Below are 22,956 nucleotides of genomic sequence, written 5' to 3'. Positions count from 1 at the left end.
GATTCAAACATCCTCCATGATTACTGTGCTTGAACACGCAGCTCTGCAGCACTGCGGCTCTGGTGACCAAGTAGCGTGCGAAGATCTGCCGCTTGTGGTTTCACCAAATAGAACTTTGGAATCCATTCATCAAAGTTCGCCAAAATATTTTCTGCGTGGCTCGACCCTGTTTCTTCAAGGTGTTCCGCAATCAGGCCGCGCAAATGCTCTTGGTGGATGTATAGATCGGACAATGAAATGGCTTCGACAGATTCTGTATTGACTCGACCTTCAAAGCTCTGGTTTTCATCCAGAACATAGGCAAAGCCTCCGGTCATACCTGCACCAAAGTTCACGCCTGTTGCACCTAGAATGGCAACAATACCGCCAGTCATGTACTCACAAGCGTTATCGCCAGCTCCTTCAATGACGGCAATCGTACCTGAGTTACGTACCCCAAAACGTTCACCCGCTTTACCGGCTGCGAACAGTTTACCGCCCGTTGCGCCGTACAAACACGTGTTACCAATAATGGTGGCCTCATGACACTTGAACGCTGTACCTAAGTGAGGTTTTATGGCGATCTTGCCGCCTGCCATGCCTTTCCCTACGTAGTCATTCGCATCACCTGTGAGGTACAGCTCTACACCACCTGCGTTCCAAACACCAAACGACTGACCTGCAGTGCCGTCAAGATAGATTTTGATAGGGGAAGCCGCCAATCCTTGGTTGCCATAGCGCTTCGCTATTTCGCCAGATAAGCGTGCACCCACAGAACGATCAGTGTTGATGACATTGTAGAAGAAACTTGCCGATTGGCTGTTTTCTACCGCATGCATGGCATCATCAATGATCTTTTGATTGAGCTCAGCTTTATCAAACGGTTTATTTGGTTCCGTCCAAAACAGTGGATGACCTTCAGGAGAGACGGGAGCTTCTAGAATGTTGGATAGATCCAATTTGGTTTGCTTCGCGGTAAAGCCCTCTACTGCTTCAAGTAAATCGGTACGACCAATCAAGTCCGTCAGTTTTTCAACGCCTAGCTCAGAAAGCAGCTCGCGCACTTCTTCTGCCAGTCCGGTGAAGTAGTTCATCACCATTTCAGGTAAGCCTTTGAAGAACTCTTTACGCAGCGTTTCGTCTTGAGTCGCAACCCCTGTTGCACAGTTATTGAGGTGACAAATTCGCAGGAACTTACAACCCATAGCCACCATTGGCGCAGTACCAAAACCGAAGCTTTCTGCACCGAGAATCGCCGCTTTCACCACATCTAGACCCGTTTTTAGACCACCATCTACCTGTAGACGAATCTTATGACGCAGACCATTAGCAACCAGTGCTTGTTGTGTCTCTGCCAGTCCCAATTCCCAAGGGCTACCTGCGTATTTCACTGAGGTTAGTGGGCTTGCTGCGGTACCACCGTCGTAACCCGAAATGGTAATAAGATCAGCGTAAGCCTTGGCTACGCCCGTTGCGATGGTGCCGACACCTGGCTCGGAGACGAGTTTCACCGAAACCAGCGCATTTGGGTTGACTTGTTTAAGGTCGAAGATCAACTGGGCCAAATCTTCAATCGAATAGATATCGTGGTGCGGAGGAGGGGAGATCAGAGTCACCCCCTGTACCGAATAACGCAGTTTTGCAATTTCTGCGGTGACTTTGTGTCCCGGTAACTGACCACCTTCGCCCGGTTTCGCACCCTGTGCGACCTTGATCTGCAGTACGTCAGCATTGGTGAGGTAGTGAGGTGTAACACCAAATCGACCTGAAGCAATCTGCTTGATACGCGAGTTACGCTCTGTACCGAAGCGACGTGGATCTTCACCGCCTTCACCCGAGTTAGAGTAACCACCAAGGCGGTTCATCGCTGTTGCAAGTGCTTCGTGCGCTTCAGGGCTAAGTGCGCCAATGGACATGGCCGCAGAGTCGAAGCGTTTGAACAGTTCGGTTTTCGGTTCTATTTGCTCAAGTGGCAGCGGTGAGTCTGATTTTTTCAGCGACATTAAGTCACGCAGCATGGCAACAGGGCGTTGGTTTACCTGCTTAGCAAAGCTCTGATAGTCGTTACTTTCGCCAGATTTAACGGCCTGTTGCAGCGTGCCGACAACATCCGGGTTGTAAGCATGATACTCACCTCCATGGACATACTTTAACAAGCCGCCATGATCAATCGATTTGCGTTTCGCCCATGCTTTACGAGATAAGTTTGTAAGATCTTGCTGGAAGTCGTCAAAATTCGCGCCTTCAATTCGAGTTGTGACGCCTTTAAAACACAGATCGACCAAATCTTGGCTCAAGCCAACTGCTTCAAACAGTTGTGAGCAGCGGTAGGAGGCGATGGTTGAGATCCCCATTTTTGACATGATTTTATACAGGCCCTTGTTGATGCCGTATTGGTAGTTTTGCATCACATCGCGATAGTCTTTCTCTAGTGCCTTATCATCAATCAGTTTACCTAACGCTTCATAAGCAAGGTATGGGTAAACTGCAGTCGCACCAAAGCCAAGTAAGACAGCAAATTGGTGTGGATCACGTGCAGTTGCGGTTTCGACTACAATGTTGGCATCGCAACGTAAGTTCGCATCAATCAAACGAGTTTGAACGGCGCCGACTGCCATTGCCGCTGGAATTGGTAACTTGCCTTTGACCAAAGCGCGATCTGAAAGTACCACTAAAACCGTGCCTTCACGTACGACTTGCTCTGCTTGCTCACAGAGATCATTAATGGCTTGTTTAAGATCTTTCTCTTGTGGATCGTAGTTGATATCTAGAATGGTATTACGGTAGTGATCGTCACCAAGCTCGAGCAGTTGCTGCATGTCTGAATAAAGCAGTACAGGCGAATCAAATGTTACGCGATGCGCGTGGCCATCGGTTTCACAGAAGACATTCATTTCCTTACCGATACTGGTCGCCAGTGACATCACGTGTTTTTCACGCAGTGGATCGATCGGTGGATTGGTTACCTGGGCGAACTTCTGGCGGAAGTAGTCAGTTACCAAGCGCTCTTTTGAGGAGAGCACTGCCATTGGAGTATCGTCACCCATAGAACCAACGGCTTCTTGGCCCATTTCTCCGAGTACACGCAGAACTTGGTCGACTTCTTCATTGCTCATGGCGAATTGCTTTTGATAAGTCTTAAGTAAGTCTTCATCAAAGCTGCGCTCGCCTACTTGATCCTCAGGTAGCTGAGAAAATGGTGTGAGTTTGCGAACGTTGTTTTCCATCCATTCGCGATAAGGGTGACGAGATTTCAGATCATTATCGATCTCGCTAGACTGCCAAAGCTTACCTTTACGAGTGTCGATGACGAGCAATTCACCCGGCCCTACACGCCCTTTTTCGGCAACTTCATCTGGGGCGTAATTCCAAATCCCTACCTCAGATGCCAGAGTGATCAACTTGTCTTTGGTAATTACATAACGTGCAGGACGCAGACCATTTCGGTCTAGATTACAAGCAGCATAACGACCATCGGACAGTACGATACCTGCTGGGCCATCCCATGGTTCCATGTGCTTGGAGTTGAAATCGTAAAACGCCCGCAGATCCGGATCCATATCTGGGTGGTTTTGCCATGCAGGCGGCACAAGCATGCGCATGGCACGGAAGATATCCATGCCGCCAGCTAAGAAGAGATCCAGCATATTATCTAAGCTAGAGGAGTCTGAACCTGTCTCGTTCACAAATGGTGCTGCAGTTTGAAGATCGGGCAGCAGTGGTGACGAGAACTTGTAAGCGCGCGCGCGCGCCCATTGGCGGTTACCTTCAATGGTGTTGATCTCACCGTTATGAGCAAGATAGCGGAACGGCTGAGCCAATGGCCAACGCGGTTGAGTATTGGTAGAAAAACGCTGGTGGAACAGACAGATAGCGGATTCCATGCGTAGATCAGCAAGATCAAGGTAGAAGCGAGGCAAATCCGCAGGCATGCACAGGCCTTTGTACACCAAAACTTGAGTCGACAAGCTACAGATGTAGAAATCCGGATCTTCGGTGATTTGTTTCTCGATGCGACGGCGTGCGATGTAGAGACGGCGTTCAATGTCACGCTCTCGCCAACCAGCCGGTGCAGAGATAAAGACTTGCTGAATATTTGGAAGCGAGTTAGCCGCAATTGGACCGAGCACTTCTGAATTGGTTGGAACTTCACGCCAACCGGCCACTGTTAGCGTCTCTTGCGCAAGTTCTCTGTTGACGATGTCTTTAGCGAGTTGAGCTTTGACCGGATCTTGGTTGAAGAAAATCATCCCTACGGCGTATTGCTTGCCAAGGTTGAAACCATTTTCTTCGGCAATAAGACGTAAATAGGAATCGGGCTTTTGTAATAGAAGACCACAACCATCACCGGTTTTACCATCGGCGGCAATACCACCACGGTGGGTCATTCGGTCAAGTGCAGAAATTGCTGTACGAACCAGCTTGTGGCTTTGTTCGCCTTCCATATGCGCGATCAAGCCAAATCCACAGTTGTCTTTCTCAAGACTTGGATCATAAAGAGCCATTGCAATTCTCCCTTTGCTTATCCGTCATCCCGACAGATATATCAACACTGCTTACGTTGATAGTGATGACTGAATATGCGTCATCTTTATGGTTTTATGTATATTTATTCAATAAAAGCTGTGAAATATTTAACATTTTTTGAGTGTTTTATTTTCATCAACTTCACAAGCTATAGCTTATTGTAAAAAAGGTCAAGTTATTAGTGGATAATCACGTGAATATGCGATTTACCATTTAATAAGCTAAAATAGTTTAATGATTTCAAATGGATAGAAAATTGATTGTTACAAAAAAGTAATATTTGATTCTGTGGGAAATAAAAAAGACCAGCATAAAATGCTGGTCAAAATAGAAAGATTGGAAGGAATTGTTTTCTTTCTTTGCTAATAGCCATCGATATCGCTGATGGCTATTTATGGCATTGAAAGAGGGAAGCGTGAATACTTCCGTTAAGCAGAAAGCATCAGTGAATCTGCTTTTGCTTCTAGGTTTGTGCCATCCATTAGGTAGTCATCGATAGCACGAGCACATTCGCGACCTTCGTTGATACAACGAACCACCAAAGATTGGCCTGTTCGCATATCACCAGCAGCAAATACGCCTTCTTGGTTAGTAGCAAAACCTTGAGTTGCTACGTTACCGCGATCATCTAGCGCGATATCCAGTTGAGCAAGCACGCCTGTAGGTTCTGGGTGTAAGAAGCCCATTGCTAGGAATGCCATATCACATGGGATCACTCGCTCGCTGCCTTCTACTTCTTTGAAACTTGGGCGCTCGCCTGGTTTTGCATCTTGCCAAACGATATCAGCAAGACGAAGGCCAGTGACTTCACCTTTGTCATTTCCGATGAACTCTTTGGTCAGGATGTTCCAGTGACGATCGACACCTTCTTCATGAGAGGTCGAAGTACGTAGGATCATTGGGTATTGAGGCCAAGGCATATTGGCTGGGCGCTTCTCTGGTGGAATCGGCATGATTTCCACTTGAGTTACGCTTGCTGCGCCGTGACGGTTTGACGTACCTACACAGTCTGAACCGGTATCACCACCACCAATGACAACCACATGTTTACCTTTTGCGTGAATCTCTTCCGTTTTCAGGTCCATGTTATTTGCACGTCGGTTGTTTTGACCTAGGAATTCCATTGCGAAGTGAACGCCTTTGAGCTCACGACCCGGAACTGGCAAATCACGTGGAACCGTTGAACCACCCGTCAGTAGAACCACATCGAACTCTTGACGCAGTTGCTGAGCATTTACATCAACACCGACGTGTTGGTTTACTTTAAACTCAACGCCAGCTTCTGCCATTAGATTGATCTTACGATCAATGACTTCCATGCTCAGTTTAAAATCTGGAATACCGAAACGCAGCAGACCACCAACCTTCTCGTCTCGCTCGAATACTGTCACGGTATGGCCTGCGCTGTTTAGCTGCTCAGCAGCCGCAAGACCAGCAGGTCCAGATCCAATGATCGCCACCGTTTTACCAGTGCGAGAACGTGGCGTTTTTGGCTTGGCGTACCCTTCACGATACGCCGTTTCTACGATGGTTTTCTCGATATTACAGATAGTGATTGGGTCTTGGTTGATGCCAAGTACACAAGCACTTTCACATGGAGCAGGGCAAACACGACCAGTGAACTCTGGGAAGTTATTGGTTGAGCTTAGAATGTTCCATGCTTCTTCCCAGCTATCACGATAAACCGCATCGTTAAACTCTGGGATGATGTTACCGATAGGGCAGCCGTTATGACAAAACGGCACACCACAATCCATACAACGAGACGCTTGAGTATTGATCTTGTCACCAAACTCCTCGTTCAGAACGAACTCTTTGTTGTTCTTGATGCGTTCAGCTGGGTCGATCTTCTGTGGTAGTTCACGACCGTGCTCTAAAAATCCAGTAGGCTTACCCATTATACTGCCTCCGCTTGAGTTTCGTTTCCTTGAGACTGCGCTTCAGCTTTACGCTTTTGAAGCACCGCTTTGTAGTCACGCGGCATCACCTTAACCATAGAGGCTAGGCTTGCTTCAAAGTTGTCTAGGAAAGACTGAGCGACTTCACTTCCTGTGAATTGAACATGCTTAGTTAGCATGTCGAGTAATAGATCTCTGTCTTCTTTCTCGATTGGATCTAGGTCTACTAACTCTGGGTTCAGTTTTGACTCAAAGTCGCCTGATTTATCCCATACGTAAGCCACACCACCACTCATACCTGCGGCAAAGTTACGACCTGTTGAACCAAGGATAATTGCTGCACCGCCCGTCATGTATTCACAACCGTGGTCACCGACGCCTTCTACTACTACTTTCGCGCCTGAGTTACGAACACAGAAACGTTCACCAGCCATACCGCGAATGAAAGACTCACCCGAAGTTGCACCGTAGAAACACACGTTACCAACCACGATGTTGTCTTCTGCGACAATGCTTGATTTCGCATCTGGGTAAAGTACTAACGTACCGCCAGATAAGCCTTTACCCCAGTAGTCGTTCGCGTCGCCTTCCACTTCGAACTTCACGCCCTTAGCTAGGAATGCACCGAATGACTGACCCGCAGAGCCTTTGAACTTCACGTTCATTGGTTGAGGTAGACCCGCATCTTTGTACACTTTCGAGATTTCGTTCGACAACATGGTACCTGCAGAGCGGTCCGTGTTGACGATAGGGAACTCGGCATTTACCGCTTCGCCTTTCTCGAGTGCAGGAATCGCCGCTTGAATCAGTTTGCGGTCTAGCACTTCTTCTAGGTTGTGGTTCTGCTGCGTTTGGTTATGGATACCGTCTGACTCACGTGGCTGTTCAACGTGTAGAACAGGAGACAGATCTAGGTTCTTGTATTTCCAGTGAGAAACGTCTTGGCGAATCTTCAGCTTCTGACCTTGACCGACCATCTCATCGATAGTGCGGAAGCCAAGTTCAGCCATAATTTCACGAAGACCCTGTGCCATGTATTGGAAGAAGGTTACGACGTCTTCTACGCGCCCATCAAAGCGCTCGCGAAGCGTCTTGTTCTGAGTCGCGATACCAACAGGACAGGTGTTCTTATGACACTTACGCATCATGATACAACCTTCAACCACTAATGCTGCGGTTGCCACGCCCCATTCTTCTGCACCAAGTAGTGTTGCGACTGCAAGGTCACGAGGTGTCTTCATCTGGCCATCCGCTTGAACCACGATACGATTACGTAGACCGTTCTTCAGTAGCGTTTGGTGCGTTTCTGCCAAGCCAAGTTCCCAAGGAAGACCGGTATGACGGATTGAAGACATTGGTGATGCACCAGTTCCGCCGTCGAAACCTGCGATAAGTACAACGTCCGCTTTCGCTTTAGCAACACCAGAAGCGATCGTACCTACGCCAGCTTCCGATACCAGCTTCACGTTTACACGACCCGCGCGGTTCGCGTTCTTCAAATCGTAGATAAGCTGAGCCAAATCTTCGATTGAGTAGATATCGTGGTGTGGTGGTGGCGAGATAAGACCGACGCCCGGAGTTGAGTGACGTGTAGCACCGATCCAGTCATCTACTTTATCGCCTGGTAGCTGACCACCTTCACCTGGTTTCGCACCTTGAGCCATCTTGATTTGTAGCTCATCAGCGTTGGTTAGGTAGTAAGAGGTTACGCCGAAACGACCCGAAGCTACCTGTTTGATTGCAGAGCGTTCCCAATCGCCGTTCTCTTTGCGCTCGAAACGCATTGGGTCTTCACCACCTTCACCAGAGTTCGATTTTGCGCCAAGGCGGTTCATCGCAACAGCCAATGTGGAGTGTGCTTCGTAAGAAATAGAACCGAATGACATTGCACCTGTCGCGAAGCGTTTCACGATGCTTTCAATTGGCTCGACTTCGTCGATAGAGATAGAACCAGCTGGGTTCTTAATGAATTCTAGCTGGCTACGCAGAGTTACCGCGTTGTCACCTTGTTTATCGACTGCTGTCGCGTACTGCTTGAACTGATCGTAGTTCTTGTTGCGCGTAGACTCTTGCAGTAGCGAGATGGTTTCTGGGTTGAATAGGTGCTTCTCACCACGCTGTTTCCATTGGTAAACACCACCCACATCCAGCATTTGAATTGGGATTTCGCGTTGTGGGTAACCGATGCGGTGACGAACGAGCACTTCTTTAGCAATATCGTCAAGGGTGAGACCTTGGATACGAGAAACTGTACCTGTGAAGTACTTGTCTACCACTGACTTATGAATACCTAAGGCTTCGAAGATTTGCGCACCGTGGTACGACTGCAGGGTTGAGATACCCATCTTCGAGAAGATCTTCAGAAGACCGCCATTGATCGCTTTACGGTAGTTGTTGAACAGATCGCGAGGGTTCGCTTCTGGGTCCAGCTTCTTCGTACGCTGAAGCTCAATGATGGTTTCAATCACTAGGTATGGGTTAACGGCGTTGGCACCGTAACCAATTAGCGTTGCAAAGTGGTGCGTTTCACGCGCGTCACCGGTTTCAACCACAATGTCACACTTCGCACGTAGACCTTTGCGGATCAAGTGGTGATGCACTGCACCAACTGCCAGCATGGCTGGGATAGCGGCGTGGTTTGAGTTCACTGCGCGGTCAGTTAGTAGGATGATTGAGTAACCATCAATAACCGCGTCTTCTGCGTATTGGCAGATACGTTTTAGTGCGCGCTCAAGCTTGCCTTGGTCTTCACTGGCTTGGAATACGATATCTAGTGTCTTCGCCTGAAGATGCTCGTTGTCAATAGCACGCAGTTTCTCAAGCTCAGAGTTCGCCAGAACAGGCGATTCCAATTCTACTTTCTGACAGTGAAGTGGTGTTTCAGTCAGAAGGTTTTGGTCTTTACCCAAGTAAGTGTTCAGCGACATAACCATACGCTCACGGATCGGATCGATCGGTGGGTTAGTTACCTGTGCGAACAGTTGCTTGAAGTAGTTTGAAAGATGTTGAGACTGATGAGATAGAACCGCAAGAGGCCAGTCTGCACCCATTGCAGATAGCGGTTCTTTACCTTCATTTGCCATTGGAACGATGATTTCGTTCACTTCTTCAGTACTTACGCCAAACGCTTGTTGGCGGTGTAGAAGATGTTCTGGCTTAGGTTGGCTGAATTGGTTGCTCGCATCTGGCAGCTTCTTCAAGCTCAGTAGGTTTTCTTCTACCCACTTTTCGTAAGGCTGCGCTGTTGCGATGGTGTCTTTCACTTCTTCATCAGAGATGATGCGACCTTGCTCTAAGTCTGCAACGAAGATGCGACCTGGTTGTAGACGACCGCGGAACTCAACGTTCTCTGGCTCAATATCCACAACACCAGATTCTGATGCCATTACTAGGAAGTTATCTTTGGTCACTGTGTAGCGAGAAGGACGCAGACCGTTACGGTCGAGTGTCGCACCAACTTGAACACCGTCAGTAAAACAAACCGATGCCGGGCCATCCCATGGTTCCATGATGTTCGCGTGGTACTGATAGAACGCGCGACGCTTAGGATCCATGTTTTTGTTTTCTTGCCATGCTTCCGGGATCATCATCATCAATGCGTGTGGCAGGCTGCGACCAGAAAGAACTAGGAGCTCAAGTGCCATGTCAAAGTTAGATGAATCCGAGCTGCCTTCCTGACAGATTGGAAGAAGCATGTCGATTTCAGCCTGAGTGAACAGGTCTGATTCTAGAATTGCTTCACGGGCTTTCATCCAGTTCAAGTTACCGCGAACGGTGTTGATTTCGCCGTTGTGGGCAATGTAACGGAAAGGCTGTGCAAGACGCCATTTCGGGAAGGTGTTGGTAGAGAAGCGAGAGTGTACCAGTGCCAGTGCAGTCACCATGGTCGGGTTTTGCAGATCAAGGAAGTACTGAGGGACTTGCTCGGTCGTTAACTGACCTTTGTACACCAATGTCTTGTAAGACATTGAGTTAATGTAGAAGTCATCACCAATGTTCGAAACGCTTTCTAGGCAAACACGTACAGTGTAGTTACGAAGTACGTACAGTTTGCGCTCTAGCTCTTCAGGTGTGATACCTGGACCACCAGAGATAAACACATGCTCAAACTGAGGTTCTGTGCTTAGCGGGTCGGCACCGATCATCGAGTTATCGGTTGGCAAAACGCGGTAGCCAATAACTTCAAGGTCTAGACGCTGAGCGTTGCGTTCTAGAATGTCACGGCATTGCTCGCGTTTGTATTCGTCTCTCGGGAAAAGTACGACACCCACACCATACTTTTCAAATGAAGGCAGTTTAATGCCGAGCTTAACGGCCTCTTCTAATAGGAATTCATGAGGTTTTTGTAGCAAGATACCCGCACCATCACCGCTGCATGGATCACAACCTTGACCACCACGGTGCTCCATGCGAGCTAGCATATCCAATGCTTGAGTCACTACTTCATGAGATTTACGGTTTTTAAGGTGAGCAACAAAACCGATACCACACGCGTCATGCTCCAATTCAGGAGTATATAGACCCTGTGGATTTTGCTCTCTATCTACCATAGATACATCCTTCCAGTTCAATGTCGACGCAAAAGCACTAGGCAGGCAAATGCCACCTAGACCATTGATTACGTCTTGTCCTTTATATTTATTATCGCCACCGATCTAGGTTGACCGATCTTGATTCCTTTCCGTATCTCGCAGGAAAAGTTTTGCGAGAAAAACAATCCTTGGTGGTATCCCTTTATTTATTGCCACTATTTAGTGATTTATATAGGTAGGAGTGGGATAACACCGACAAATCCCGCAGTGTACTTTGTAATAAAAGTCACAAAAATAACGGGGTTGTGTAAGTATCCTACAATTTTGTCACTTCAGAATGCAATGAAAAAGTCGACGTTGTGACCCAATTTTTTCGTTTAATTATGCATTTTTAGTTTAACATTTACGCAACATGAACGTTTTTTATCTGTATTTATGCAGGTTTATTGATTTTGAGCCGTATGATGTTTGTTTGAATTGACTAGTATTGTGTGTTTTTTCTTGCAGGGATGTAATTTATTTACACAGATCGTAGTGAGATTGATTACGGTTCATTGTTGGTGAGAATTTATGCAGTTACATGAGTTGGTCAATACAATCGGCCAAGATCTTCAGCGTCGATACGGTGAAAAAGTCCATAAACTAACGTTGCACGGTGGATTTAGTTGCCCTAACCGAGATGGCACGATTGGTCGGGGAGGATGTACTTTTTGTAATGTGGCTTCGTTTGCGGATGAAGAAGTACAGATAAAGAGTATTCACGATCAGTTGAAAGATCGTGCGGGCGAAATTCATCGAGCGAAGAAGTATCTCGCTTATTTTCAGGCTTACACCAGTACTTATGCGGAAGTGCAAGTGCTGAAAAATATGTATGAAGAAGCACTAAAAGCGGCTGATATTGTGGGATTGTGTGTCGGGACTCGTCCAGATTGCGTGCCTGATGCCGTATTAGATTTACTGTCTGACTATGTAAAGCAAGGTTATGAAATTTGGCTAGAGTTAGGGCTTCAAACCGCTAATAACGACACCCTTAAGCGCATCAATCGCGGTCATGATTTCGAATGTTATGCCGAAATCACCAAGCGTGCGCGTGCGCTAGGTATTAAAGTCTGTACTCATTTAATTGTGGGATTACCGAAAGAAAGCCGCGACGATAACATTGAGACGCTGAAAAAAGTGTTGGCTGTGGGCACTGATGGCATCAAGTTACATGGTCTTCATATCGTGGAAGGCAGCACCATGGCGAAAGCGTGGCGTGCAGGACGATTAGAGGCGCCAGAGCTAGAAGAGTATGTCGCAATTGCCAGTGAGATTATTCGTATGACGCCACCGGACGTGATTTACCATCGGGTTTCATCAGCAGCTCGTAGACCTACCTTATTATCACCACTGTGGTGTGAAAACCGCTGGCTGGCGATGACTGAAATTGGTCGATCCCTCAGTGAACATGGTGCTCAAGGAAGCCTAACGGGAAACGCTTTTATCTATACTAAACCGGAATTAATAGCAGATCGCTCAATAAATAACTGATATATTTTAACCAGTTTTTTTTAAAGGTTTAAACGATGGATCAGTTACTCAATTGGCTTTGGGATGGTCAAGGCGGTTATGGCTATGTCGTCTTGTTATTAATTGCTAGCGTGTGCGCGTTAGCACTGATCTATTTGCACTTTCAAACATCACTTAAGCAACTCGTAACGGATTCACCCTATCCAGTCATAGTGCTGGATACTGGCCATGCTCAGATCTTGTTATCTAACCAAGCTGCGATGCAATTATTAGGTATTCGCTCTCTAGGCACGGGATATTTGTATCCCGCTTTATTCGATATTCGTGAGCTTGAGTCGTTTCTAGACAGTGTCTCTAGTCGTCATTTTAGCCAGCAGGTATTTGATTGGCGCTTATCTGAAAGCGAATCTATCAAGGTGGAGTTGTCAGGAAGAAAGAGTTTGCTGCGCAATCACCGTGTTTGGATCATCTACGCGCAGCCATATCAATCCACTCATCAAGAGCAGCAACAAGAGCTTGCGCAATTAACGATTGCCCGTTCGGCACTAGACTCACTCTCTGAGTTAATCTGTACCCAAGATCGCCAAGGGAATTTATTAACGACGAACCGAGCATTTGATCAATTTTGGGAAGGGCGAAGGGAAGAAGCCTGCGCATCAAAGGCTTCCATGGGTGAGGCTAGCAGAAAGAGTGAGCGCAAGTGGACGACGGATCCACAAGGTCGCAGTTGCTTATTGGAAGTGAATCAAAATTCCCTTGTGTCACCGAGTGGTGAGCTGATCGGTACATTATCCATTAGTCATGATGTGACCGAGTGGCACAAAATGCAGCAAAACCTGAGAGATGAAATGGAGCGCCGTAAAGATACAGAAGTTGCGTTGGCGCAAAGGGATACCATCTTACAAACTATTCTTGACGCTAGCCCTGACTCTATCGGTATCTTCAATGAGAATATGGTCTATCAAGCGTGTAATAAACCGTTCGTTAATGCATTAGGTATTTCAGACGTGTCTGATTTGATCGGTAAGCGCCTTCAAGATGTCATTCCTGAAGAGATGTACGCTCGCTTAGCTGCTAGTGATTTAGATGCATTGCGTCAGTCAGAGCCTGTCCGATACATAGATAAAGTCGTTAGCAGTGATGGCAAAAGTACGTGGTTTGATGTGGTGAAATCGCCCTTTAAAGATAAAGCTTCAGGAACGAATGGTGTGCTGATCATGGCGCGTGATATTTCTGAACGTTACCTTGCCGAACAAAAGTTGGAGAGAGCCAATTTAGAGTTAGAAAAGTTGAGCTTTATGGACAGCTTAACTCAGGTATCGAACCGACGCCGCTTCGATGAACAACTGCAGGTACTATGGTACCACCATGCCCGCGAAAAGCTGCCGCTCACTATCATGTTGTGTGACATCGACTTTTTCAAAGATTACAACGACTGTTACGGCCATCAACAAGGTGATGAAGCATTGGTCAGTGTTGCTACCGTATTCACAAAAGTCATCAATCGCTCTTCGGATTGTGTTGCGCGTTATGGTGGTGAGGAGTTCGGTTTTATCCTGCCGAATACCACAACGGAAGGCGCGAGCAATGTAGCGCAGCGTATTCATGAACAAATTCGACAACTCGATATGGAGCACGACAGCTCAGAAGCATCGGAACGTCTCACGGTCAGTATCGGTCTTGTCTCTTATATTCCTCAACATGGTGATGAACCGGAAATGGGTATTGCCATGGCTGACAGTGCGCTATACCAAGCCAAAGCTGATGGACGTAATCGCACCTGTATTCACCCCAGTTCTTGCTAACGCTTTGTGACCGCTTGCTCTAAGTTGATAGCTGATTGTTTAAATCGCCGTATTAAACACGTTAAACTTACCGAAGCCTGTGCGTTCGTTGGTTAACTTATCTTTTTATCTTGTTTAGCAAGCGCAGTTCGCACTACGTATTTTTCACTAATCACACAGACCTAAATTGCGTTAGGCCGAATATGTCTGCTCGCTTTTTATCATTGAAGGGCAACATTTAGCCAGCACCATGGAGTAGTTAATGAAACCCATGAAAAATCTCGCCCAGTATTATGTCGACTTGCTAGTCAAACTGGGGATTGTTCGTTTCTCGATTTTGCTGGCCCTTGCGCTGGTGGCATTAGCCGTTGTGGTGCAGGTGGGGATTACTTTAGCTCTCAAGGGGCGAGTCGACGATATCGACATTGTCCGTTCGGTGTTTTTTGGTCTCTTGATTACACCTTGGGCGGTTTATTTTCTTTCTGTTGTTGTTGATCAGCTAGAAGAGTCTCGCCAGCGTTTAACCAAGTTGGTGTCCAAACTGAAAGACATGCGCTCGCGAGACCAAGAACTGAATTATCAACTGCAACAAAACATCGAAAAGCTCAACCAAGAAATTGAAGAGCGTATTAAAGCAGAAGAAGCTCGAGAAGAGGCGATGCAAGATCTCGAAAACGAGGTGTTCCAACGAGAGCGTACTCAGTTAGAGCTGGCGGAACGCACTGCACTACTGCGTTCATTTATTGATGCCTCGCCAGACTTAATTTACTACCGCAATGCCGATGGTGTGTTCTCCGGTTGTAACCGGGCAATGGAAGAGCTAACGGGCAAGAAAGAGCACCAGTTAGTCGGATTAAGCCCTTGGGATGTGTATAGCAAAGAAATCGCTGAGCACATCGTTGATACTGACCAAAAGGTCTTCGCTGATAATCAAGCCATCACTTACGAGCAGTGGCTAGAGTATCCTGATGGACGCAAGCACTACTTTGAACTGCGTAAAGTGCCGTTTTACAGCAAAGATGGTCGTCACCTTGGATTGGTAGGTTTTGGCCGTGATATCACTGAACGTAAACGTCATGAAGAGTCGTTAGAGAAAGCAAGCCGTGATAAGACTACTTTCATCTCAACTATCAGTCATGAACTGCGAACGCCACTAAATGGCATTGTGGGTTTAAGTCGCATGCTTCTCGATAGTCCGTTGACAGAAGAGCAGCGCAAACACATGCAGACAATCAATGTGAGTGCGATTACGCTAGGTAACATCTTCAACGATATTATCGATATGGATAAGTTTGATCGCCGCAAGCTAGAACTATTACCTGCGCCACTTAACTTCGAAGACTTCGTCGCTGAGATTGAAAGCATCTCAGCTTTGATGGCGGAGCAAAAAGGGCTGCGTTTTGACTTAGAACGTTTGAGTGATTTACCAAAAGCAATTGAAGTGGATGCGACCCGTTTACGTCAGGTAATTTGGAACTTGGTTAGCAACGCAATGAAGTTTACCAAAGAAGGTGGCGTTGTGATGACGGTGAGCGCGGATGTAGAAGACGATTTTGCCACCATTATTATGGAAGTGGAAGACACAGGTATTGGCATACCAGAAGACGAGCTCGATAAAATCTTTGCCATGTATTACCAAGTGAAGTCGGGCAAAGACAACCTACATGCGGTCGGTACAGGCATTGGTTTGGCGGTATCTAAGCAACTGATCAATATGATGGATGGTGACATCACTGTCGCCAGTGAAGAGGGTTTTGGTAGTACTTTTACCGTATCGATTCACGTTCCTATTGTGGAACTCGAAGAACCTGTCATTGATGCAAAACGCGATAATGTGCATCTCAACATCTTTATGGTCGAAGACATTGAGCTTAACGTCACTGTTGCCAAATCGTTGCTTGAGAGCTTAGGGCACTCCGTTACCGTGGCGATGACGGGACAAGAAGCGCTCGTGAACTTTGTGCCAGAAAAATATGACTTGGCGTTGTTGGATATTCAGCTGCCTGATATGACGGGGTTTGATGTCGCAAATTATTATCGCGAGCATTATAACAATCTGCCTCCATTGGTCGCCCTAACAGCTAATGTGATGAAAGATCGTCGTGAATACTTAGATAACGGCATGGATGATGCCATCAGTAAACCGCTTGCTGTGAACGCCATTCAGTCTGTAATTGATAAATTCTTCGCGCATCAGGTAGAGCAGCAAGAGCAACCTGAGAGCGTTCCAGAAACAGTGGAAGAGCCGACTCCTTCTCCTGTGATTGAGACACACTTGCTCGATATGGATATGTTAGAGTCTTACGTCGACATTGTTGGTGCCAAGCCGGTCTACGACAGCATAAAAATGTTTGAGGACATGATGCCAGACTATATTGATGTCTTAGACTCAAACATGACGGCGAAAGATCAAGATGGGATTGTTTCTGAAGCGCATAAAATTAAAGGCGCTGCAGGTTCGATTGGCCTCAAACGTATCCAAAGTGTGGCGCAGAAAGCGCAATCTCCCGATATGCCAGCATGGTGGGAAAACATTTCAGACTGGGTTGAAGAGATCAAAAATGAATACCAAAACGATATTCAAGTCCTCAAAAGTTGGTTGGAACAAAGGAAATAACATGAAAAAAATCGCACCGTTGGCGTTGGTTATAGCATTGATGGCAGGCTGCAGTTCCGTTCCAAGTGTGAACTGGCAACAAAACAGTCAGATTACGATTAACCAGGTGAATGTCGAGCTCAAAAGTAACGTATGGGTGAACCTGATGCCGACCGTTGGGGAAGTGCAAGAACAAAGCATTCAAGGATCACTTTACCTTGAAGGAGACCAGTTACTCCCAGCCAACCTGACTGCCGAAGCGCTTATCATCAAGCAAGGGGAAAAAGAGTGGTGGGTGGATGAAGACTCTTTAGAAACTCGAACTCATAGTGAGAGCCAATGGGAAGTTGCCTTCACGTCTCAGGTAGACGCGGACACAGAAAAATCGGTTGATATCGCGGTACTTTTAGACGACGCAGGTAAACAGCGCTGGTTGGTGGAAAAGTACGTGAAGATTAACAAGGTTTATTAGATTCAGTGATTGTCCGCTAATTGCTAACCCCAAAATAAAAGGGCTTGCTCAATGAGCAAGCCCTTTGCGTATTAGCGATTCAATTAGTCTTCTAGATCGCCACAGAAGCGGTAACCTTCGCCGTGGATAGTCGCGATGATTTCAGGAGTACCTGAAACAGACTCAAAGTGTTTACGAATACGACGAATCGTTACGTCTACAGTACGGTCATGCGGCTTAAGTTCACGGCCAGTCATCTTCTTAAGAAGATCTGCACGAGTTTGAATCTTACCTGGGTTCTCACAGAAGTGCAGTAGAGCTCGGAACTCAGAGCGAGGGAGCTTGTAGCTATCACCAGCAGGGCTTACTAGAGAGCGGCTGTTGATGTCCAGTACCCAACCATTGAATTCATACTTTTCTACTGAGCGTTTCTCTTCTTGCACCGCGTTAGAGCTCATTGAGCGGCTAAGTAGGTTGCGAGCACGAATAGTCAGTTCACGTGGGTTGAATGGTTTAGTGATGTAGTCATCTGCACCAATCTCAAGACCTAGGATCTTGTCCACTTCATTGTCACGGCCTGTCAGGAACATTAAAGCAATGTTCGCTTGTTCGCGTAGTTCACGCGCTAACAGAAGGCCATTCTTGCCTGGAAGATTAATGTCCATAATAACCAAGTTGACTGAGTTGTCAGACAACACTTGGTGCATCTCTTCACCGTCACTGGCTTCAAAAACAGCGTATCCCTCTGCTTCAAAAATACTCTTAAGAGTGTTACGAGTTACTTGCTCATCTTCAACGATAAGAATCTGCGGGGTTTGCATTGGCGGTACCTAAATTTGTGACAAAATTGTGCTAATAGAATAAATTCTAGGCAAAAATATAACATACAGGTAATGTGATTTTGATAATAAATCAAGTTGATCAAAAAAACACTTCTTTCAGTTATCCGCCCTCCATGGAATTTTGCCAACTCACCAGTATCCAATGGCGACGTTTATTCTAAAGGGCTTGTTTACCTTTCATTTCCTGCTTTCTGTGGGGCCTGAAACGTAAACACCCTAAGATATGGAGCGGATTTTATATTGTTAACAGCATGCTAACAATGCTCAAATGTTAATTCCATTCAGTTTGTTGATTTATATCAATTGATGAAATGTAACTGTTATTAATCGTTTAAGACTTATGATAGAAAAAAGTAATACGAACATAGACGCATCGTTATGGAATGCTTATTCAGAATCTTTTTTCAGATTCGAGGCCGAGTGGTGCGTTTCAAACTACGCTGTGATAACCGCTTGGAACCCATACAGTAATTTGCGGTCCAAAGAAGAGAACTGCATAAGCAATCAAGCATTAGAAACGCTACTACAGCACGTTAATTACGCGCCTATCACAGTAGGTGACAGCTCTTTTACATGGTATGAGGAAAGCTTTGCCGTCGAGTTATCACCAGAGGCGGCGGTCGCATTGGCGAATGACTTTCAACAAAACGCGATTTACTACGTCATTGATGATCAACTTTACCTTATTGCGTGCTCACAGCCGAAAGTGTTGCATAAGTTAGGCTCCCTTAAGCCTCGACTCGTATAGGAAAGGATACTACTCACCGAAGCACTGCTTGGGTGAGAAAATTCACGGAGGAAATATGAGAGACATTACACCCGATATTTGTGACCAATTTGAAGACCAAGTTACCCTGCTTACTTTGCCACTGCAGAACTTTGGTCAACGCACCGCTTTTTACGGAGAAATTGTCACAGTGCGTTGCTATCACGACAACTCAAAAGTACGTGAAGTACTGGGCGAAGATGGGACGGGGAAAGTATTGATTGTTGACGGACATGGTTCGTGTCAGAAAGCATTGCTTGGCGATCAATTAGCAATACTCGGAATAGAAAATGGGTGGGAAGGCATTATTGTCTATGGTGCAATACGCGACGTAGCACAAATATCTCAGATGGACATTGGTGTGCAAGCACTTGGTACCAATCCGTTTAAGACAGAGAAGCGAGGTATGGGAGAGGTCAATGTGACCTTAACGATGCAAAACCAAATCGTGCAGCCGAAGCATTATGTGTACGCTGATTGGAATGGTGTGTTGATTTCAAAGCAAAAATTAGATTTCTAAAAACGAAAGCCTAAACCTACCTCAATACCTTGTTGCCAATCTTGGTAATCAAGAGTCGCGTGAAGATCCAGTTTATCGGTGATTTTTACGCGACTTGAAACTTCAGCTGCGAGGCTGCTGTCTTCTTGGCGAATACCTTCCGCAGTCTCATTCTTGTAAGAGCGAACCGTACTTTTTAGTGTGACACGATCATTGAAGTGATAGCTGATCCCACTCAAAAAACCGCTTTGGTTTTGGGTTGGAGAGTTGTTGACTCGTGCACCGACGTAAACGTCTACTGAGTCAAAGAGTTCGTACGCATAACCCGTGTCGATATTCCAAACATCGAAACTGTCAGATTGATAGCTGTCGCTGGAAATAAATAGTTTATGAGGAGAAGGGGATGTTTTGCCTGGAAGAGGCGGAAGCTCGTTTGCTAGACAAACGCCAGGCACAAAAAACAGCAACAGAAAAAGCCCTCTTTTCATGCTCACCACTCCTTGTGTCAACTTTTTTATTAGTATGTGCCCAAAGCTTCTCACTATTAAAGCATAGAATATGAAAGCTAGCTCACCTATTTTCTAAATAATTCGATCCTGTGAACATAGGTCACAGTTAAGTTGTTGTTAAGTGTCAACAACTCCCTTTCATAATTTGATCTTACGCTTTATGACGAAGATCAGACTAGTTATGGAGTAAAAAGTGAGACTGATGACGATGGGATGAGCTCCCTACAAAAATTAGCGACAGATTTCCTAACGAGCAATAACATCCAATTAGCTTTAAGTATCAATAAGATTGCTTAGCAGAAATCGCTGTAAGACTGAAAAACAAACAATTTTTTGTTGACTATGAATCGGAAACTCGGTAAACGTAGAGTTAAGCAAACACAATTAACGTTGAATATTTATTTATGCCATCTAACAGCCTAGTAGTAATGACCACGACCATTATTATTACCGACACGACACATGTTGGGGCAGGCTGCTGAGCGAAAGAAATTCACAAAAAAGGCCTGTATCCAACAAGATACAGGCCTTTTTTTATGCTTTTTTATCCAGAATTTAGACAAGTTTGAGAAGATATACCGGAGGAAGGGATGCGAGTATTGAAGTTTGGCGGTTCATCACTAGCTGATGCAGATCGCTTTTTAAGAGCGGCAGACATCATTGCCAATAACGCTCAACAAGAAGAAGTGGCGGTTGTTCTTTCAGCCCCAGGTAAAACAACAAATAAGTTGGTTGCGGTCATTGAAGGCGCGTTGCGCAATGGTGAAGCAGAGCTGCAAATCAAAGAGTTGGATGAATCGTTTAAAACGCTCTTCACTCAAATCCAAGCAGTACTCCCCAATATTGATGGTTCAGCTTTCGATAACCAAGTGAAAACCTCGTTATCTCAATTACGTCAATTTGTTCACGGCATCAATCTATTAGGTATGTGCCCAAACAACGTAAATGCGCGCATTATCAGTAAAGGTGAGCGTGTTTCCATTCAGTTGATGAAAGCTGTCTTGGAGGCGAAGGGACAACAAGCGAGCTTGATCGATCCTGTCGAGTATCTGTATGCCCAAGGTGATCATCTTGAAGCTATGGTTGATGTGGATATTTCAACGCAAAACTTCCGTCAAAAACCCCTTCCTCAGGGCCACGTGAACATTATGCCGGGCTTTACAGCTGGCAACGAAAAAGGAGAGCTTGTCACGCTTGGTCGTAATGGCTCTGACTACTCGGCAGCGGTTCTTGCAGCTTGCTTACGCGCAGACTGTTGTGAAATCTGGACCGACGTTGATGGTGTATACAACTGTGACCCACGTTTAGTCGAAGATGCTCGCCTACTTAAATCACTAAGCTACCAAGAAGCGATGGAGCTTTCTTATTTTGGTGCTTCCGTTCTGCACCCGAAAACCATCGCCCCTATTGCTCAATTCCACATTCCATGTCTGATCAAAAACAGCTTTAACCCTCAAGGTGCAGGTACTCTTATCGGCCAAGATACTGGTGAAGATAATCTTGCGATCAAAGGTATTACAACACTTAACGACCTAACCATGGTTAACGTATCAGGCCCTGGTATGAAAGGCATGGTAGGCATGGCGAGCCGTGTATTCGGTGCGATGTCGTCTGCTGGTGTATCTATTGTTCTGATCACTCAGTCTTCTTCTGAATACAGCATCAGCTTCTGTATTGAGGCTGAAGATAAAGCGAAAGCGCAGCAAGTGCTGGCAGATGCGTTCGAGCTAGAACTGAAAGATGGCTTACTAGAACCGGTCGAGTTTATTGATAATGTTTCAATCATTACGCTTGTTGGTGACGGTATGCGCACATCGCGTGGTGTGGCTTCTCGCTTCTTCTCTTCTCTAGCTGAAGTGAACGTGAATATCGTAGCGATAGCACAAGGCTCATCAGAACGTGCGATTTCTGCCGTTATTCCAGAAGACAAAATTTCTGAAGCGATCAAAGCGTGTCACGAAAACCTATTCAACTCGAAACACTTCCTCGATGTGTTCGTTGTTGGTGTTGGTGGTGTGGGTGGCGAGCTTGTGGATCAGATCGAGCGCCAACAAGTCAAACTGGCTGAGAAAGGCATTGTGATTCGAGTTTGTGGCTTAGCAAACAGCAAAGGTCTTTTGCTTGATAGCGAAGGCTTACCGCTCGAGCACTGGCGTGATCGTATGTCAGCAGCCACAGAAGAATTCAGCCTAGCGCGTCTGATTTCTTTGGTACAACGCAATCATATTATCAACCCTGTATTGGTTGATTGTACTTCCAGTGAAGACATTGCTAAACAATACGCCGACTTCCTAGCGGCAGGTTTTCATGTTGTAACACCAAACAAAAAAGCAAACACAGCAAGCATGGCGTACTACCATCAGCTTCGCGATGTGGCTCGTAGCTCCCGTCGTAAATTGATGTATGAAACAACCGTAGGTGCAGGCCTACCAGTTATTGAAAACTTGCAAAACCTAATTTCTGCAGGCGATGAACTGGAGCGCTTCAGCGGTATTCTTTCCGGTTCTCTTTCTTATATTTTCGGTAAGTTAGATGAAGGAATGAGCTTAAGTGAAGCGACGAATATCGCAAAAGAAAATGGCTTTACTGAACCAGATCCTCGTGATGACCTGTCTGGTATGGATGTCGCGCGTAAGCTGTTGATCCTGGCTCGTGAAGCGGGCATGTCACTAGAGCTTGAAGACGTTGTTGTTGACCAAGCGTTACCGCCAGGCTTTGATGATTCAGGCAGTGTTGATGAGTTTATGGCGCGTCTCCCAGAAGCGGACGCTTACTTCAAAGAGTTATCGGCTAAAGCAGCAGAAGAAGGCAAAGTACTGCGTTACGTTGGTGAAATTAACGAGGGCAAGTGCACAGTAAGCATCGCTGCGGTGGATGAAAACGATCCGATGTATAAAATCAAAGACGGTGAAAACGCACTGGCATTTTACAGCCGTTACTACCAGCCAATCCCACTTGTGTTGCGTGGCTATGGCGCAGGTACTGAGGTAACAGCTGCGGGTGTATTCTCTGACGTGATGCGTACTTTAGGTTGGAAACTAGGGGTATAACAAGAATGAGTTCA

At 46.1% G+C, this 22,956-nt stretch carries 13 protein-coding genes and 1 other annotated feature; of the genes, 8 read left to right on the top strand and 5 right to left on the bottom strand.

Annotated features, from left to right (window positions below; translation table 11 throughout):
• Positions 1 to 20: 20 nt before the first annotated feature.
• The 3 genes from gltB (L3V30_RS13165) to gltB (L3V30_RS13155) form a co-directional block, all read right to left on the bottom strand.
• Positions 21 to 4,484: a glutamate synthase large subunit gene (gltB, locus tag L3V30_RS13165; protein WP_237309068.1), complete on the bottom strand. Its 4,464-nt coding sequence runs from the start codon at positions 4,482 to 4,484 to the stop codon at positions 21 to 23.
• A 450-nt stretch (positions 4,485 to 4,934) separates the two neighbouring features.
• The gene (locus L3V30_RS13160) at positions 4,935 to 6,404 is read right to left on the bottom strand and encodes a glutamate synthase subunit beta (RefSeq protein ID WP_085343971.1); all 1,470 of its coding nucleotides are present in this window, start codon (positions 6,402 to 6,404) and stop codon (positions 4,935 to 4,937) included.
• Positions 6,404 to 10,954 (bottom strand): glutamate synthase large subunit, encoded by a 4,551-nt coding sequence (gene gltB / locus L3V30_RS13155; protein WP_237309067.1) that lies wholly within the window; start codon positions 10,952 to 10,954, stop codon positions 6,404 to 6,406. The genes L3V30_RS13160 and gltB (L3V30_RS13155) overlap by 1 nt, the downstream gene beginning before the upstream one ends.
• A 552-nt stretch (positions 10,955 to 11,506) precedes the next feature.
• Between gltB (L3V30_RS13155) and L3V30_RS13150 the strand changes: the two genes are divergently transcribed.
• The 4 genes from L3V30_RS13150 to L3V30_RS13135 all read left to right on the top strand — a co-directional run bounded on the left by L3V30_RS13150 (position 11,507) and on the right by L3V30_RS13135 (position 17,297).
• Positions 11,507 to 12,466 (top strand): TIGR01212 family radical SAM protein, encoded by a 960-nt coding sequence (locus L3V30_RS13150; RefSeq protein ID WP_046873980.1) that lies wholly within the window; start codon positions 11,507 to 11,509, stop codon positions 12,464 to 12,466.
• A 35-nt stretch (positions 12,467 to 12,501) separates the two neighbouring features.
• Positions 12,502 to 14,250 (top strand): sensor domain-containing diguanylate cyclase, encoded by a 1,749-nt coding sequence (locus L3V30_RS13145; RefSeq protein WP_048626644.1) that lies wholly within the window; start codon positions 12,502 to 12,504, stop codon positions 14,248 to 14,250.
• A 241-nt stretch (positions 14,251 to 14,491) separates the two neighbouring features.
• Positions 14,492 to 16,846 (top strand): aerobic respiration two-component sensor histidine kinase ArcB, encoded by a 2,355-nt coding sequence (gene arcB, locus L3V30_RS13140; RefSeq protein ID WP_046873978.1) that lies wholly within the window; start codon positions 14,492 to 14,494, stop codon positions 16,844 to 16,846.
• Position 16,847: 1 nt separating this feature from the next.
• The gene (locus tag L3V30_RS13135) at positions 16,848 to 17,297 is read left to right on the top strand and encodes a hypothetical protein (RefSeq protein WP_104971276.1); all 450 of its coding nucleotides are present in this window, start codon (positions 16,848 to 16,850) and stop codon (positions 17,295 to 17,297) included.
• 83 nt (positions 17,298 to 17,380) lie between these two features.
• Here L3V30_RS13135 and arcA read toward each other — a convergent pair whose 3' ends face one another.
• Complete coding sequence (gene arcA, locus L3V30_RS13130; RefSeq protein WP_005381824.1) at positions 17,381 to 18,097, bottom strand: two-component system response regulator ArcA; 717 nt, start codon at positions 18,095 to 18,097, stop codon at positions 17,381 to 17,383.
• A 361-nt stretch (positions 18,098 to 18,458) separates the two neighbouring features.
• Here arcA and L3V30_RS13125 point away from each other — a divergent pair, with 361 nt between their 5' ends.
• Positions 18,459 to 18,866: a DUF3293 domain-containing protein gene (locus tag L3V30_RS13125; RefSeq protein ID WP_031780532.1), complete on the top strand. Its 408-nt coding sequence runs from the start codon at positions 18,459 to 18,461 to the stop codon at positions 18,864 to 18,866.
• 55 nt (positions 18,867 to 18,921) lie between these two features.
• A complete protein-coding gene (locus L3V30_RS13120) occupies positions 18,922 to 19,404 on the top strand; it encodes a putative 4-hydroxy-4-methyl-2-oxoglutarate aldolase (protein WP_005396309.1) in 483 nt (160 codons plus the stop codon).
• Here the strand turns inward: L3V30_RS13120 and L3V30_RS13115 are convergent.
• Positions 19,401 to 19,871, bottom strand: coding sequence for a ribonuclease regulator (locus tag L3V30_RS13115; protein ID WP_065645163.1), 471 nt, complete (start codon positions 19,869 to 19,871; stop codon positions 19,401 to 19,403). The genes L3V30_RS13120 and L3V30_RS13115 overlap by 4 nt on opposite strands.
• Before the next feature lie 425 nt (positions 19,872 to 20,296).
• Here L3V30_RS13115 and thrL point away from each other — a divergent pair, with 425 nt between their 5' ends.
• Together thrL and thrA are read left to right on the top strand one after the other, a co-directional pair.
• Entirely contained in the window at positions 20,297 to 20,374 is a 78-nt protein-coding gene (gene thrL, locus L3V30_RS13110) for a thr operon leader peptide (protein WP_074192076.1), read from the top strand.
• Positions 20,310 to 20,429 (top strand) — a sequence feature (Thr leader region). (Overlaps the previous gene by 65 nt.)
• 53 nt (positions 20,430 to 20,482) lie before the next feature.
• A complete protein-coding gene (thrA, locus tag L3V30_RS13105; protein ID WP_006742684.1) occupies positions 20,483 to 22,942 on the top strand; it encodes a bifunctional aspartate kinase/homoserine dehydrogenase I in 2,460 nt (819 codons plus the stop codon).
• Positions 22,943 to 22,956 lie beyond the last annotated feature (14 nt).

The sequence above is a fragment of the Vibrio sp. A1-1 genome, from assembly GCF_021728175.1.
Classification (GTDB): domain Bacteria; phylum Pseudomonadota; class Gammaproteobacteria; order Enterobacterales; family Vibrionaceae; genus Vibrio; species Vibrio diabolicus.
Note: the sequence above shows the minus strand (reverse complement) of the source record. Positions and strands in the feature narration are given on the sequence as shown.

Coding starts and splice junctions, on each gene's coding strand:
- arcA (WP_005381824.1), bottom strand. CDS start 18,097: ATGCAAACCCCGCAGATTCTTATCGTTGAAGATGAGCAAGTAACTCGT.
- L3V30_RS13120 (WP_005396309.1), top strand. CDS start 18,922: ATGAGAGACATTACACCCGATATTTGTGACCAATTTGAAGACCAAGTT.
- gltB (WP_237309067.1), bottom strand. CDS start 10,954: ATGGTAGATAGAGAGCAAAATCCACAGGGTCTATATACTCCTGAATTG.
- L3V30_RS13115 (WP_065645163.1), bottom strand. CDS start 19,871: ATGAAAAGAGGGCTTTTTCTGTTGCTGTTTTTTGTGCCTGGCGTTTGT.
- thrL (WP_074192076.1), top strand. CDS start 20,297: ATGCCATCTAACAGCCTAGTAGTAATGACCACGACCATTATTATTACC.
- L3V30_RS13145 (WP_048626644.1), top strand. CDS start 12,502: ATGGATCAGTTACTCAATTGGCTTTGGGATGGTCAAGGCGGTTATGGC.
- thrA (WP_006742684.1), top strand. CDS start 20,483: ATGCGAGTATTGAAGTTTGGCGGTTCATCACTAGCTGATGCAGATCGC.
- L3V30_RS13125 (WP_031780532.1), top strand. CDS start 18,459: ATGATAGAAAAAAGTAATACGAACATAGACGCATCGTTATGGAATGCT.
- gltB (WP_237309068.1), bottom strand. CDS start 4,484: ATGGCTCTTTATGATCCAAGTCTTGAGAAAGACAACTGTGGATTTGGC.
- L3V30_RS13135 (WP_104971276.1), top strand. CDS start 16,848: ATGAAAAAAATCGCACCGTTGGCGTTGGTTATAGCATTGATGGCAGGC.
- arcB (WP_046873978.1), top strand. CDS start 14,492: ATGAAACCCATGAAAAATCTCGCCCAGTATTATGTCGACTTGCTAGTC.
- L3V30_RS13150 (WP_046873980.1), top strand. CDS start 11,507: ATGCAGTTACATGAGTTGGTCAATACAATCGGCCAAGATCTTCAGCGT.
- L3V30_RS13160 (WP_085343971.1), bottom strand. CDS start 6,404: ATGGGTAAGCCTACTGGATTTTTAGAGCACGGTCGTGAACTACCACAG.